The sequence below is a fragment of the Bacillus sp. DNRA2 genome (assembly GCF_012843265.1).
Lineage (GTDB): Bacteria > Bacillota > Bacilli > Bacillales > Cytobacillaceae > Bacillus_BU.
In genome coordinates this window covers 69,808-85,215 of sequence record NZ_JABAIT010000019.1, presented here as the reverse complement: position 1 = coordinate 85,215, position 15,408 = coordinate 69,808, and the positions used below count along the sequence as shown (strand labels likewise).

The 15,408-nt window shown below is 42.3% G+C and carries 16 protein-coding genes; all 16 read right to left on the bottom strand.

All coding sequences use genetic code 11. The annotated features are described in order from the left end of the window. On the bottom strand, positions 1-105 hold a 105-nt coding region (locus HHO41_RS15970; RefSeq protein ID WP_348981298.1), incomplete at its 3' end, for a transposase. 348 nt (positions 106-453) lie between these two features. Then, positions 454-1,101: a cyclase family protein gene (locus tag HHO41_RS15965; RefSeq protein ID WP_169100432.1), complete on the bottom strand. Its 648-nt coding sequence runs from the start codon at positions 1,099-1,101 to the stop codon at positions 454-456. 495 nt (positions 1,102-1,596) lie between these two features. After that, positions 1,597-2,409: an urease accessory protein UreD gene (locus HHO41_RS15960; RefSeq protein ID WP_169100430.1), complete on the bottom strand. Its 813-nt coding sequence runs from the start codon at positions 2,407-2,409 to the stop codon at positions 1,597-1,599. Further along, positions 2,406-3,023, bottom strand: a complete 618-nt coding sequence (gene ureG, locus HHO41_RS15955; protein ID WP_169100428.1) for an urease accessory protein UreG — start codon at positions 3,021-3,023, stop codon at positions 2,406-2,408. Before ureG ends, HHO41_RS15960 begins: the two co-directional genes overlap by 4 nt. Positions 3,024-3,047: 24 nt before the next feature. After that, positions 3,048-3,734, bottom strand: coding sequence for an urease accessory protein UreF (locus tag HHO41_RS15950; protein WP_169100426.1), 687 nt, complete (start codon positions 3,732-3,734; stop codon positions 3,048-3,050). Next, a complete protein-coding gene (locus tag HHO41_RS15945; RefSeq protein WP_169100424.1) occupies positions 3,727-4,173 on the bottom strand; it encodes an urease accessory protein UreE in 447 nt (148 codons plus the stop codon). The genes HHO41_RS15950 and HHO41_RS15945 overlap by 8 nt, the downstream gene beginning before the upstream one ends. A gap of 10 nt (positions 4,174-4,183) precedes the next feature. Continuing rightward, positions 4,184-5,890: an urease subunit alpha gene (gene ureC, locus HHO41_RS15940; RefSeq protein ID WP_169100421.1), complete on the bottom strand. Its 1,707-nt coding sequence runs from the start codon at positions 5,888-5,890 to the stop codon at positions 4,184-4,186. Further along, positions 5,880-6,215, bottom strand: coding sequence for an urease subunit beta (locus tag HHO41_RS15935; protein WP_169100419.1), 336 nt, complete (start codon positions 6,213-6,215; stop codon positions 5,880-5,882). Before HHO41_RS15935 ends, ureC begins: the two co-directional genes overlap by 11 nt. Positions 6,216-6,253: 38 nt before the next feature. Continuing rightward, positions 6,254-6,556, bottom strand: a complete 303-nt coding sequence (locus HHO41_RS15930) for an urease subunit gamma (protein ID WP_169100417.1) — start codon at positions 6,554-6,556, stop codon at positions 6,254-6,256. 81 nt (positions 6,557-6,637) lie between these two features. Then, positions 6,638-7,888, bottom strand: a complete 1,251-nt coding sequence (locus HHO41_RS15925; RefSeq protein ID WP_348981297.1) for an ammonium transporter — start codon at positions 7,886-7,888, stop codon at positions 6,638-6,640. A 118-nt stretch (positions 7,889-8,006) separates the two neighbouring features. Then, the gene (solA, locus tag HHO41_RS15920) at positions 8,007-9,155 is read right to left on the bottom strand and encodes an N-methyl-L-tryptophan oxidase (protein ID WP_169100413.1); all 1,149 of its coding nucleotides are present in this window, start codon (positions 9,153-9,155) and stop codon (positions 8,007-8,009) included. Positions 9,156-9,169: 14 nt separating this feature from the next. Next, positions 9,170-10,525, bottom strand: a complete 1,356-nt coding sequence (gene glnT / locus HHO41_RS15915; protein WP_169100411.1) for a type III glutamate--ammonia ligase — start codon at positions 10,523-10,525, stop codon at positions 9,170-9,172. Positions 10,526-10,548: 23 nt separating this feature from the next. After that, positions 10,549-11,907: an FMN-binding glutamate synthase family protein gene (locus HHO41_RS15910; RefSeq protein ID WP_169100409.1), complete on the bottom strand. Its 1,359-nt coding sequence runs from the start codon at positions 11,905-11,907 to the stop codon at positions 10,549-10,551. Continuing rightward, positions 11,889-12,596 (bottom strand): GltB/FmdC/FwdC-like GXGXG domain-containing protein, encoded by a 708-nt coding sequence (locus HHO41_RS15905; RefSeq protein ID WP_169100407.1) that lies wholly within the window; start codon positions 12,594-12,596, stop codon positions 11,889-11,891. The genes HHO41_RS15910 and HHO41_RS15905 overlap by 19 nt, the downstream gene beginning before the upstream one ends. Next, complete coding sequence (locus HHO41_RS15900) at positions 12,584-13,480, bottom strand: class II glutamine amidotransferase domain-containing protein (RefSeq protein ID WP_169100405.1); 897 nt, start codon at positions 13,478-13,480, stop codon at positions 12,584-12,586. The genes HHO41_RS15905 and HHO41_RS15900 overlap by 13 nt, the downstream gene beginning before the upstream one ends. A gap of 264 nt (positions 13,481-13,744) precedes the next feature. Next, positions 13,745-15,010: a Zn-dependent hydrolase gene (locus HHO41_RS15890; protein WP_169100403.1), complete on the bottom strand. Its 1,266-nt coding sequence runs from the start codon at positions 15,008-15,010 to the stop codon at positions 13,745-13,747. Positions 15,011-15,408 lie beyond the last annotated feature (398 nt).

Sequence of the window (15,408 nt, the reverse complement as noted above, 5' to 3'; positions counted from 1 at the left end):
TGAAATCTCATCGTTTACTACTTTTCTGCGATACTTAATGACGAAAACCAAGTGATAGTAGAGTAAGAACACTGAATGATTATTATTATCTAACTTTGTTATTATATCAATACACTTCCCATCTACGATTAATTATATCGCTAGCACAAATAACATGCGAACATTCGCTCTCGTAACAGTGGGATAATTATGCAAACCAAACATAAGATTTCAGCCTAGCGGCTGACGGCAATTCATCTCCACCTGAATTGTTGGGCTTCGCCTGTAACACAAATCAGATGGAGTCTTCTTGCCGAAAAAGATAAATATATCCTTGAACAATAAATACGATAGGGAATAACAAATATATTCCCAATATAATATATTTACTGTTAGGAACCCTTGAATCTACCCATATAAATGCAAAAATAATTAAACCCGGCAAAAATATAGACAGTAATTTCCTCATAACTTTCATTCCCCCAAAATAGCAACTGCCCGTACAGGTGCCCCGTCAGCGTTCTCGTATTTAAGCGGAAATGCACAGAAAGTAAATAGCTCCGTTCCAATCTCCCCTAATCTTGTTAGATTCTCAATGACTACGATATCTGTTTCTTCAAAAAGCTTGCAGTGAATGGTTAGACTTTCATCGTCTATGGAGTCTATTCCCATAACATCCAAACCGACACCTTTTTTATTACTGCGTATTAAATACTCAGCAACTTCCTCGGTTATGGTGGGATACTCCCCAAAATACGTATCTGACCCCCAGTGCTGATCCCAACCTGTATGGAACAAAATGAATTCAGCCTTATCTGCGATTTCTTTAACCGCATCAATATATCGCATCGTGATTTTTTCTCCCTCTACTAAATCACTACAATTAATCACCAATCCCTTGCCAATGAATTGTTCCACCGGAAAAGCGTCTAGACTGGATCTATCTGCAAAAATATGTGAAGGAGCATCCATATGTGTACCTGTATGGGAAAATAAAGTTAATAGCGTTCCCTTAAAACCATCTTCGTCATATGTACAAGTTGCTTCCAATTTTGGAGTGTCATCGCCCGGATAAACAGGCATTTTTTCTGATATCATATGCGTTAAATCGATTACTCTCATCAATAAAACCTCGCTTCAAACTAGGATTCTAGTACCAAAATTCCAATTATAAAACTTCTACCTAATTCTACCACTTATAGGTACCTGTCACCGCCCGAATTTTCTTGTTTCACTATGATGTTTCACAAACTTCTAATATCAGCTATTCAATTCCGTATCTATGATGTGTAGAATATTTTATTTATATGACGATTGATGGGGGAACTCTTAAACGTTGAGTTCCCCCTTAGTGTGTCCACCATATTTTACGGACATGGATGACCTTATTTTGATAAATTTGCTATTTTGCTTGACTCTATTGGACATAGAATACCTTATTTAATTAAAAACCACCGAATCCTGACAACTTTTCAGCAAATAGAGCATCTATTGTCCGATAGAAGCTTAAAACAACAATAATTGCGAAAATAGCGGAACAGATGTCCGCGACGTTCTGTGCTGTGCAACTCGATGCGATGCGCCCCGTTCCAATGCAACACCTCGCACCTCGCACCCCTATTTCCTCCACTCAACCCTCTCCCGCTCCAACAACTCTCGAAATATAAAGCTCTCACAATCTGAAAAGATCGCTTCAATACAATCGGTGCTATTTGCCAATATTCTCATCGTGAACCCGTTAATACTAAGCAAGCTTATTCCAATTCTAGCCTCATCCGACCATTGCAATAACTCATCTCTCAACGCATCAACGAATGCTGCATTAACCCTTTCGTTCACGAAAAACATCGTTCCAATATGGGTATATCCCTCTAAATACATCAAACCTTCCAACTCCAGAGATGGTTGCAACAGCAAATGATCAAATACAGCCAACCGACCTTCGACAAAGACCTTCAGCCTGGACGAAATTTTTTCGTATTGAAACAGCTTGCCATCTTCTGACCAGCCAGGCGTGATGATATCCATGTAGGAAAACGTCGCCGAAGAACTCATATAAACATTCGTATTTTGAAAAAATCGAGCATTTTTATATAAAATTAAGCTATCTTGACGGACATGCAGGGAACTCCCTTCTTTCAAGACAAAATTCATCGTTTGCGTTGCGCCGAAACGGGGAGATTTGTATACTTTCGTGGATGCTTGAGTTGTTAAAGCCAGTGAGGCGGATTCAAGAAGCCTTACTTCGGTCAAATAAGAGTCACCATCAACAAACCCTCCCCCCACATGGATGAGCGTCAGTAAAGGGAGATTTTCAGAAACATAGACGGGCCGTGTGATTTTCAAAACACCATCAAAGAAGCTGTTTGTTATGACGGATTTGTTTAACTTCCTTTCAACTTCTAATGACAAATATCCGGTGTAGCTCATGACTCAAGTCCCAATAAAAAGGCTTCCCTTCTAATCCACTCGACTACATCCGCAACACCTGAACCGCTTTTTAAATTGGTAAAATAGAAAGGTTTTTCACCGCGTGTAACGAGTGTATCTCGCTTCATTACCTCAAGGTCAGCTCCCACATAGGGTGCTAGATCAGTTTTGTTGATAATAAATAAATCTGACTTTATCATGCCTTGACCGCCCTTACGCGGGATTTTCTCGCCTTGCGCCACATCGATAATATAGATGGAAAAATCAACAAGCTCTGGTGAAAAGGTAGCAGCTAAGTTATCACCGCCGCTTTCGATAAAAATTAAGTCGAGCCCAGGGTGCAGCTCATTTAATTCATCAATAGCAGCGAAGTTCATCGATGCATCTTCACGGATTGCGGTATGAGGGCAACCACCCGTTTCAACCCCAATGATGCGGTCCGCAGGCAACGCTCCATTTTTGATTAAGAATAATGCATCCTCTTTCGTATAAATATCGTTCGTAATGACCGCTAACTCAAAGTCAGCCATCAGTTCTCGGGTTAATTTATCCAATAACAGGGTTTTTCCTGCCCCAACAGGCCCGCCAACCCCAATTTTGATCGGTTCAGCCAATTTCCCACACACCCCTTCTTTCTTTTATGATGAAAAAAGCCGAACTGACAGCTGTTCATGCCGCATTTGCGCAATTTCTAATCCAAGTACGCTGCCACCGAAGTCATCCTCAGATGCTCGCAAAGTATTCTCAACCTGCTGCAGAATAAAGCTTTGTAGCTCACGGAGAATCCTTTGTCCATCCGTTTGCCCGAGCGGAATGCCTCTTACTCCATTTTGGATCAGCGTTGAGACAGTCGAGTAAAGATAGCAAGAAAGGATTGTGCACACATCAATCCCTAGTGGTTCCATTCCAATCGCAAACACAAGTGAAGAATGTCCAGATAATTCTTTAGCTTTAATTTTTGCCTCATAGTTCCTTAGCAAATCGTTCGGATAAAGTTCATTCATCACTTTGATAAATTGCCGTCCAATCCGTTGATTCCCTTCGCGCGTTTCCCTGCTGCCACAAAGAGCAAATAATGATTGGTCAATCTCCCATAATCGTTGTTCATTTCCACTTTTAATAGCTTCATAACTTAAGCGACAGGCCAATCCATCGGTAAAAATAAACTGACTAGCCATATATTGCTGTAATGCATATTTGAAGCTTTGTTTATTCTTGATTTTTCCTTCTTGGATATAGGTTTCAAGTCCAAAAGAATGGGAAAAGGCACCTGTCGGAAAATTCGAATCGCAAATCTGCATGATTTGAAAAACAACATTATCCATGAGAATGTCCGATATGCTTAAAGGCTTGAGCTAGTTTTCGCTTCTCACAAACATAGGGAACGTCAAGCTCTTGCAGTAATTTTTCGACTAAATAATCGTATTGAACAACCATCTCCTCATCAGTAAACTGCGCAGGCAAGTGGCGATTACCTAACATGTGGCCGATTTCCCCCATTTGCTTTAGTGTTGTCGGTTTAATCGCAATCACTTCATCTTCTAATACACTAATCACAATCGCGTTTTTCTCATCCTGATATAAAATATCGCCGTCTCGGAGCTCCACACCATTTTTCAAACGGATTCCAAGCTCATTTCCATGATCGGTTCTGACTCGTTGAATTCTCTTCAAGAGCAGTTCACTTCTTAAATAAACACGTTCAATATGACGAGGCAAATTAACTGTTTCGCGTACGTTTCCTATCACTCTTTCAATCATCATCTTCTTCACCTCAAAATAAAAAGTATCGTTGCGCTAAAGCTACTTTTTTATCAGGTTCACACGTAATCAATTCTCCATTCACTTTCACTTCATAAGTTTCAGGGTCCACCTCAATATTTGGTGTCTCCCCATTCAGAACCATATCTTGCTTAGAAAGACTGCGAACATTACCAACCGTACAGATTTTCTTTTGCAAGCCAAGCTTTTCATGAACGCCAATCTCGAAAGCAGCCTTGGAGATAAACGTAATAGAAGTTGTGTATTTTGCTTTTCCGAAGCTTGCGAACATCGGGCGGTAAATACTCGGTTGTGGGGTTGGAATCGAAGCGTTCGGGTCGCCCATTACGCTCCAAGCAATCATGCCTCCTTTCATAACCATCTCAGGCTTTGCGCCAAAAAAGGCGGGATTCCATAAAACAAGGTCGGCAAACTTTCCCACTTCTATCGAACCAACGTATTCAGAAACCCCATGAGTAATCGCCGGGTTCATCGTATATTTCGCGATATACCTTTTCACCCGAGCATTATCATTTTCCTCACCCTTCACCAGTTCACCACGTTGGCGTTTCATTTTATCAGCGGTTTGCCAAGTTCGGATGATGACCTCGCCAACTCTTCCCATCGCTTGTGAATCAGAGCTAATCATGCTAAACACGCCTAAATCATGAAGAATATCCTCAGCAGCAATCGTTTCCTTACGAATCCTTGAATCAGCAAAAGCTAAGTCCTCTGGCACTGATGGGTCTAAATGGTGGCAAACCATCAGCATATCTAAATGCTCGGCGATGGTATTGACGGTATAAGGTCTAGTTGGATTAGTGGAGGATGGCAGAATATTCGGGTGCGAAGCGGCTTTAATAATATCGGGTGCATGTCCGCCGCCTGCCCCTTCCGTGTGATAGGTGTGAATGACACGTCCATTAATCGCCCGGAGCGTGTCCTCGACAAACCCGCCTTCATTCAGCGTATCTGTATGGATCGCCACTTGAACATCGTATTGATCTGCAACCCGCAACGCCTGATCAATATTGGATGATGTTGTTCCCCAATCTTCATGGAGCTTTAGGCCAATCGCTCCAGCTTCAATTTGCTCGATTAGCGCAGCTTCACTGGAAGCATTTCCTTTTCCTAAAAAACCAAGATTCATTGGAAATTCTTCGGCACTTTTTAGCATTTGCGCAAGATTCCATTCACCCGGCGTACAAGTGGTCGCATTTGTACCTGTGGCAGGCCCTGTACCACCACCGATCATCGTTGTAATTCCTGATTCAATCGCAGTTTGAATCTGTTGCGGGCTAATAAAATGAATATGAGCATCGATTCCTCCTGCCGTCACAATCATTCCTTCGCCGGCCACTACTTCTGTTGACGCTCCAATGATGATGTCAACATGGTCCATGATCAATGGATTGCCTGCTTTTCCGATCGCCGCAATCAATCCATCCTTAATCCCAATATCGGCTTTATAAATTCCGGTATAGTCCACAATTAACGCATTGGTAATAACCAGATCGACAACGTCCTTTCTAGTCGCTAAAGGATGCTGCCCCATCCCGTCACGAATGACTTTCCCTCCGCCAAATTTCACTTCATCACCATAAGTGGTGTGGTCCTTTTCAACTTCTACAAAGAGCTCTGTATCGCCGAGCCTCACTTGATCTCCAACTGTCGGACCAAACATGTCGGCATATTGTCGACGCGACATTTTAAAGCTCAATTCGATTTCCTCCTAATCTATCCAGTCCAGAATTAGTCAGATTATTTAAACCATAGACCTTCCGTTCGCCACTTAAAGGAATCAACTCCACAAGCTTTTCGTCTCCTGGTTCAAACCTCACAGCCGTCCCGGCAGGAATATTTAACCGTCGCCCAAACGCCTTTTCCCTGTCAAAAATCAACAGACGATTAGTCTCATAAAAATGAAAATGTGATCCTACTTGAACAGGCCGGTCTCCTTTATTCAAAACGGCTATTTTAATCGGTTTCTTTCCAGCATTACAGATAATCGGTTCTTGTTTTAGCCTGTACTCCCCCGGTATCATCGTTACCCTCCTCCTATTCCCCAAAAACTCTCGTAATTTTAATGAATCGGATTGTGGACCGTTACCAGTTTCGTCCCATCGGGGAAGGTAGCTTCGACTTGAATGTCATGGATCATTTCAGGAATGCCTTCCATGACATCCTCACGAGATAGAATTTGCTGACCATATTGCATTAACTCGGGAACGGTTTTTCCATCCCGGGCTCCTTCCATCACTTCGTATGTAATAATCGCGATCGCCTCAGGATAATTCAACTTCAATCCGCGCCGTTGCCGCCTCCTTGCCAAATCAGATGCGATGACAATCATCAGTTTTTCCTGTTCACGTGCTGTAAGCTTCATTTTTTTCCTCCTTCAAGATGCCTTAAACAAGGAGCTGAGTTCCTAAGCCACGAGACTTAGGAACTGCATCAGCTATAAATTTTAAGAAGATACTTTATCTGTTTTAATAGCTATGTTGTTTACGGTTGAATATGCAGGTTCTTCATGGAAACTTAAATCCAAGCCCATTAACTCTTCTTCTTTACTCACTCTTAGCTGCGTGAATAAACCGATCACCTTTAAGATGATGAAAGTTCCGACTGTTGCTAAAATTACAGCGGTACCTACCCCGATTAATTGGTGCAGAACTTGTTCAGGATTTCCGTAAAACAAACCATTATTCCCGGCAGGGTTCACCGATTTCGTCGCAAATAATCCAGTCGCAATCGCTCCCCAAATCCCTGCAATACCATGTACCCCAAACGCATCTAATGTGTCATCATATCTAAAGCGCGATTTGATAAAATGGATTCCGAAATAGCTGACTGGCGCCGATACCAAACCAATAATTAATGCGGAAGGAACCGTTACAAATCCTGCAGCAGGAGTAATCCCCACTAAACCAGCAATCGCACCTGTTGCAGCTCCTACTAACGTTGGTCTTTTACGAATGGACCACTCAATGATTAACCAACCCAATCCACCTGCTGCAGCAGCTACTTGTGTATTTGCAAAAACAAGCGCTGTTAACCCGCCTGAGGTAAGGGCACTGCCCGCATTAAAGCCAAACCAACCAAACCAGAGCGTTGCGGCACCGATTAAAAATAGAACAATATTGTGAGGAACATGTTCTTTTCTCAAATGCTCAAATCTTGGTCCAATCACAATCGCAGCCGTAAGTGCACTAACACCTGAGAGAATGTGAACCACGGTGCCTCCGGCGAAATCTAATTCTCCCAGCTTGAATAACCAACCGCCGCCCCAAACCCAATGGGCCATTGGTGCATAAATGAAAGTCACCCATAATACCGAGAATAAAATCCAGGCTGGAAAGGCTATTCTTCCGGCAATACCACCTGAAATAATTGCAACTGTGATCGCTGCAAATGCTCCTTGGAAAATCGCAAAAACATAATGAGGAATCGTCCCAAACGCTTCAGCACCAACATTATTGAAGCCTAAGTAATTAAGCCCACCAATTAAACTACCAATATCAGTTCCAAAGCTTAAACTATAGCCCCACAATACCCAGACAACAGTTACCACTAACAAACTGACAAAGCTATGCATCATCGTCGAAACTACGTTACGTTCACTAACTAATCCCCCGTAAAACAATGCGAGCCCTGGGACATGCATGAAAATAACTATGGCGGTAGCCACTAACATCCAAGATGTATCTCCAGTATCGATAACAGCTTCTTTTCCCGCCGCTAAGGCGTTTGAAGGAATAATCAAGAATAATAATACAATTGCACTGAATAGCAGTGTTCGCAGATTAAATAAACGGTTCATGAAATCATCTCTCCCTTTATACTTTCTCTACCTTAGAAAAACGCTGTAATCGCAAGAATGAGATATCATACTGCGTTTTACCTTCACTGGATAACTCGGTTAAAATCTTGCCAATTACACTGGCAAATTTATACCCGTGTCCGGAAAAACCGCCGGCAATACAAACATTTTTATAGTCTGGATGGATATCAACGATAAAATCCTCATCAGGTGTCATCGCAAACATACTAGCTGCCCCTTTGACAAGTTCACCCGCTGCTCCCGGTAGGAATTGTTCCAAAAAGTTGCGAATATCCCCTTCATCATCCGCATAGGCGCCAAATTCGCGGTTAACGGTATCAGGATCACAATCATATCCCAAATCCATACGACCTAACTTTACGCCACCACCATCAAAATCTGGAAAGCCATAGTAATGGCCAATCGTATCGGTATCAAAGATAAAGCACGGAAAATCTTCACCATACAATTTTTCAACAGTTGGCTTAAACCAACCAATCGTTTTACGGAGTGGTTTTATTGGAAGCTCAAGTGATTGAAGCAGTTTAGGAATCCAAGCCCCAGCTGTGACCACAAGTTTCGCAGCACTATAATCAGCACTCGCTGTAAATACCGTGACCCCCTCATCTTTCAAATTGATCTCTACGACTGCTTGATTTTCAATCACGTCTGCCCCAAGCTTCATTGCTTCTTCTTTATAGGTTTGGATACATTCCTCGCTAAAAAGAAATCCTGCTTCTGGGTCGAAGCAGCCGAAATAGTCATCGGGAATCTGAATCCCCGGCCAACGCTCCCTGATCATATTCGCATTCATTGCCTCGTAAGCGAGACCATTGTTCCTCGAGCTCTTTATCGCTTCTGTCACAAACTCGGAGTTTTCATGTCCAACCGTTAAAGCTCCGACTTGTTGAAACAGAACTTTCCCGCTTATTTCCTCAAGCTCTTTCCATAAACGAAGTGATTCTTTTCCAAGCGGTACATATTGTGCCCCATTGCCATTGCCGAGGCGAAACATCCGTGTATGTCCATGGTGACTACCGTAAGTATTTGGAATCGAATATTGATCAATCACGAGAACCTGTTTGCCTTCTTTTGCTAAGTAATAGGCAGCAGCACTCCCCATTGTACCGCCACCTAACACGATGACATCGTACTTTTTCCCCATTACATCCACCCTCTTTAGTTTGTCTCTTTTAGATATTTTTCGATTTCCCAAGCACTGATAAAATCATGATACTCAGCCCATTCCTCTTTTTTTCTTTTAATATAGGTTTCGATAAAATCAGAACCTAACGAATCAATCAGCACAGTATCTTGCTCTAATTCACTAATAGCTTCTTGTAGCGTTGTAGGAAGTGAGTTCACTTGAATCCCTAACATTTGTTTTATTTCCGAATATTCAGATATTATTATGTCTGGATCTACCTTGTTTTCGATTCCATCAAATCCGGCTGCTAGAATCGCCGCTGCCGCTAAATAAGGATTTGCATTATTATCCATCGCTCGGAATTCGATTCTTCCTGCCCCGGGTATTCGCACGAGCTGTGTTCGATTATTACCACCATAAGAAATCCGGTTCGGTGCCCATGTTTGACCTGAACTGGTCGACATTGCCGTCAATCTTTTATAGGAGTTGACGGTTGGACAAACGATTGCCGACAAAGCGCGGGCATGTTTTAATAATCCGCCGATAAAATAATAACCAGTTTCCGATAGCTCATTTCCCCTTAAATCCTTTTCATCTTTAAACAAGTTTTTACCGTCATTCCACAGGCTTAAATGCATGTGACAGCCATTACCTGTTAAATGGGAAAATGGTTTTGGCATAAAAGTTGCGACTAAATTTCGCTCCTCGGCCATACTGCGAACCATATATTTGAAAAAGGTTAACCGATCTGCGGAAGTAAGTACGTCGGCAAACTCAAAATTAATCTCAAACTGTCCATTTGCATCCTCGTGATCTGCTTGGGCCACATTCCAGTTTAATTCATCCATATGGTTGATTAAGGTAGATAAGAAATCGTAGTTTCTCATCAGAGCCTGCTGATTATAGCAAGGCTTCTTGGCGACATCAAAAGCGTCAGATGGTGAAATTCCACCCTGTCCGTCTTCACTTAATAAGAAGAATTCAGGCTCGACACCCGTTTTCATCTCATACCCTAACTTTTTTGCTTTCTCCATTACATTTAATAAAATCGTTCTTGTACAGTAGGACCACGGTGTCCCATCCTCTGTTAACGTGCCAGCAAACCAGGCCAAATCCTTTTGCCAAGGTAAAATCGTCATTGAACGTAAATCGGGAATACATAGAATGTCAGGATCACATGGTCCATGGCCAAGGTCCCCGACAGCAAAGCCGGCAAAACCGGCTCCACTTTCACAAACAGAGGATAAGCGCTTGGCGGGAACGAGCTTTGCTCTTGATGTTCCGTTCATATCCGAAAAAGATGCTAATAAAAATTGGACATTTTCCGCTTCCATCTTTTTTTGAATGTCTTCTAACAGCAGTGTGTTACTAGTGATTACTCCGTTCATTTATTAACACCTCATCTTTGTATTTATTTTTTCAAAAGCTCTTTGACCTCTGTTGAAGTATGATAATTGGCCCAATATGGTTTGCGCGTTCCCATTCCAACAATCGGAATCCCTGTAATCATCGATGTATTCATCGTGAGTGAACGCAAATCGGTTGGGTCTAAGTCACCTACTTTACTTTTTCCGCAAGAACGGGCAAAGATTTGCAGCTCCATCGTAATCGAGTTGATGTAGTTTTCGACTCGGTCGGCCGCTTCGAATGGATCAAGCCGACTCATGAGGTCTGGGTCCTGTGTGGCGATCCCCACTGGACATTTACCGGTATGACAATGGTGACAAGCGGAAGGAACTGTACCAAGTGCTTTATAGTCCTCTACATATAAGGACTTATTGCAATTTAAGGCAATCAGCATCGCTGTTCCAATGTAAACAACGTCAGCACCAAGCGCGATCGCTTTAGCTGCATCCGCACCATTGCTAATTCCTCCACCAATGATCAGCTTAATTTGATCCTTCATACCAATTTCTTGCAATGCTTCAGCGGCTTCGACGACAGCGGCGACAGTTGGAATGCCGGTATGATCTAACTGAATTTCCGGTGAGGCAGCCGTCCCACCTTCCATCCCATCAATGACAATGGCGTCAGCACCAGCTTTTGCTGCTAGTTTCGTATCATCATAGACTCGGCCTGCGCCAATCTTGATAAAAATCGGTACTTCATAATTCGTTGCCATTCGGATTTGGTCAATTTTCACCCCTAAATCATCTGGACCCATCCAATCTGGATGACGACATGGGCTTCGTTGGTCAACACCTACTGGTAAATCACGCATCTTCGCCACTTCTTCTGATACTTTTTGCCCAAGTAAAGTTCCCCCTGTACCAGGTTTTGCTCCTTGACTGACGACGATTTCAACTGCATCGGCACGTTTTAAATCATATGGATTCAACCCGTAGCGACTTGGTAGTAACTGATAAACCAATTTCTCTGAAGCTTCGCGTTCAACCGGATGCATACCGCCGTCACCCGTACAAGTACTGATTCCACAGCGCGTCGCCGCCATACCAAGTGCTTTTTTTGCATTGGAATTAATCGCCCCAAAGCTCATCCCCGCAACCATTATCGGCGTTTCAAGAACAAGCGGTCGTTTCACTCTTCCTTCGCCAATCACAACTTTTGTATCACATTTTTCACGATAACCTTCAAGCGCAACACGCGATAAGCCGGCAGGTGTAAACACTAAATCATCAAAAGATGGTAAATCTAATCGTTTCGTTGCTTGTCCCCTAATCCGATAGCGGCCAAGCTCAGCTTTTTCCTGAATTTCTTCAATTTTCTCAGGACTCCACACTTTGCTTTTTCTTATAATATTGTTTTCCATACGCCAAACTCCTTTTTATTAAAATTATGAAGCATTCCGTTACAAACAATTTTTTTGAAGGCTTTCGGAGCATCGATTCCATAACTTTCAAGTAAACTTTTAATCTCCTCATACTCCTCTTTTGGTAAGTCAACCATTTTGGTTCCGTTTCCTAGTTCTGCAATATCACCGGCGACATAAATGGTCCCATCATACATGGAATCACCTAGGGCTTTACCGGCATTACCACAAATAATCATTCTTCCTTTTTGCATCATAAAGCCTGTCATATATCCGACATTTCCGCCGACTATGAGCGTTCCACCCTTAAGGCCAATTCCGGTTCGGGCACCAGAGCTCCCTTTTATAACCACTGACCCGCCACGCATCGAAGCTGCTGTTGAGGATGCTGCGTTTCCTTCGACGATAATTTCCCCATTCATTAGATTCTCACCAATCGCCCATCCGGCATTTCCGTGAACTTCGGCTGAGATATGATCGCAAAGGCTGGCGGCGTAATAGCCGACATCTCCTTCGTAAATGAGATGAATCGGGTCCGTAATCCCAACTCCTAGATTATGACGGGCATACGGATTCTTCATCACGACTTCCTTTATTCCCCTTTTAGCAGCATCCCTAATTTGCGCATTAAGCGTTTCTGGGGATGTTTCATTGCAATCGATGACCAATTGTTCTTTTACAAATTCCATATTATAACCTCCTCTGAACCGGGTTCGTATACACTTAAATTTTTCCCAAATCCACTCGTAATCGCCTGGCTTTCCGAGGCGAAGGCGACAAAGTCTTCTGTCTCAGCGATGACCATCGGTTTCATGCCGAACGGCTCTTTGGCTAATCCAACTTGCTCGGGTGTGATGGCGATATAACTAAATGACCCATCTAACTCTTGTAACGATTTCTCCATTGCTGCTTTTAAATCTAAACCAGCCTTTATTTGATCGACTAAGTAAACCGCGATTACTTCTGAGTCATTACCTGTAATAAAGGTATAACCCAATTTTTCATACTTGCTTCGCAGTTTAATATAATTGGTGATATGCCCATTGTGGATGATGGTTAAATCCTTCCCGTTAACGGAGCACAAGGGCTGTGAATGAGAAATATCAACCTTACTTTCTGTTGCCATTCTTGTATGACCAATGGCCACCTGACCGTCATATTGCGAAATCTTGTATTGAGTTTCCAAGTTTTGAGCTCCCCCTAGAAACTTTAAGACCTCCAATTGTTCACCGATACTTGCAACGGAAATGTCCTTATCTAAATTGTTAATCGCGTTGATTAACAATTCTTCATCGTTAACATCCTTAATCAAGGCTCTAACATAATTACCGTGATCGGTTGAACTGACTACCGTGGAAAATTCTGATAAAAGGTGAATTACCTTTTTCCCATTTCCGCCCTTGTCATAATTGACGTCAATGTATAAGCGGTTTTGTGTCTTTGGATGCAAAAGTGCAACGCCAGTTGAATCTGGCCCCCTCCTACAAAGCCCCTCAAGCATTTTGATCACAATCTCACCTGTCTTTTTCTCATGAACGGAATTTTTATAAATAAGTCCTCCAATTCCACACATTGGTCCTTCACCTCTTTTTGATTTTTTAAAAATGGCTGTGTTAAACACGAATGTTGATTTCCGCTCCAGGCACTTCGCTTTCCGCAGGGCTAGTTGGGAGCCTCCTCGGCGCATTCGCGCCTGTGGGGTCTCCCATACCAGCTACTCCTGCAGGAGTCTTCGTGCCTTCCACTCCAATCAACTTGCGAAAAATCAACACTAAGCTTTAACACAACTTTTAATATAAATAAGAATATTCAGTAATTTAATGAGAGCAAAAAATCTTTACACATCTAGTCGCTTATCCAGTGCTAGCAGTGTGTTTAATAATACATTGGCAACAATTTCTATGTCCTCCTTCCGACTGTCTTCCTCAGGGCAATGGCTTTTTCCAGCTAGACTTGGAACAAACAACATCCCACTTTTAGTAATCGAGGCCATATGTGTTGCATCATGTCCTGCCATACTTCCCAACAACATGGATTCATAGTTTAATTGCTTTGTTTGCTCCAACATCACCTCAATGATTTCCTCATCCATGGGAGCTGGAGCCTGATTCAGCAATATTTTTCGATTCACAGTTACTGCTCTTCTGGCTTTTATCCTTTTAACGCGTTCACGCCACATGGATAGAACTTCATTAATTTGAATGTTCGTCTTACCGCGAATTTCTAGCGTAAAATCAACCTGAGCAGGAATGATATTCGGAGAATTCGGTTGAAGGTTGAGCTTACCAATTGTTCCGACGACTTCGTGCTCTGGATAATATCTGCATACTTCCTCTAAGGCGAGAATCATTTCTGATGAAGCCGTGAGGGCATCTGTTCGATCCTCCATTAAGGTGGTTCCGGCATGGTTGGCTTCACCCGTAACCGTAATCTCTTCACGATATATCCCCGTAATCGACGTCACAACTCCAACGGGAATCGAGCGATTTAATAATCTTTTCCCTTGTTCTATATGTACCTCAACATAGGCACTTATTTCATCAGCTTGTCGAACAGCCTCCGCGAATTTTTCTGGATTTCCACCTGCACTTTTTAAAGCATCTGTTAATAGATTTCCTTGTGGGTCTTTCACACCTACGAGGTTTTGTGCTTTTAGTTTTCCGGTAGTCGCTCTGCTGCCAAATGTCGATAGTCCAAATGGATTGGGCTCTTCGGCACTAAATGATACTAATTCAAACGGATGCCTCGTTGGAATTTGATTTTCCTCAAGTACCCTCATGACTTCGAGTGCCATCAATACTCCAAGCGCTCCATCATATTTCCCCCCGTTTGGAACGGTATCAATATGGGAACCGAATACAATGACTGGAAAGTCTGGTTCTGTTCCTTGTCTTGTTGCCCAAATGTTTGCTGCTTCATCCACTCTAAGCATTAGATTGATTTTTGTAAGCTCACCCTTTAACCAATCACGTGCTTCTAATTCTGATTTTGTAAAGGTCGTTCGATCTAATCCATTATGTTGATTGAGTCCAAATCGAGAAAGCCGCTCTATCGAGGAAGCTAACCGTTGAATATTGATTTTGTATTTCGTAATGGGTGACATTATTTGATTCCTCCTTTCAACTCCTTTTGTAGGATGTTGTAACAAAAATTGGGATATTAATCCTTTTCTATCCCAAGCTTAATTCATTTCGTTTCGAAATACTGAGAACATGTCAGAAAATATGACATGGTTTTTTTGTATTCCCACATTGGTAACCGGACACAACAAAAAAAACACCCAGGTGTTTGGGTGGCGGCGAATAAAGTGTACTCACTTTATGTAATTTATTGCAGGGATTCAATATTATTTGTGGAATATAATGATTGTTAACAAACAATCATCCCTCTTACTCCATTTTAGTTGCAATACCGTGCGGACAAATGATTCCTTATTTTCTCCAAAATCCACTATTTTCAATTTTTATGGACATATAAGACTCTATTTACTATAAAATCAGG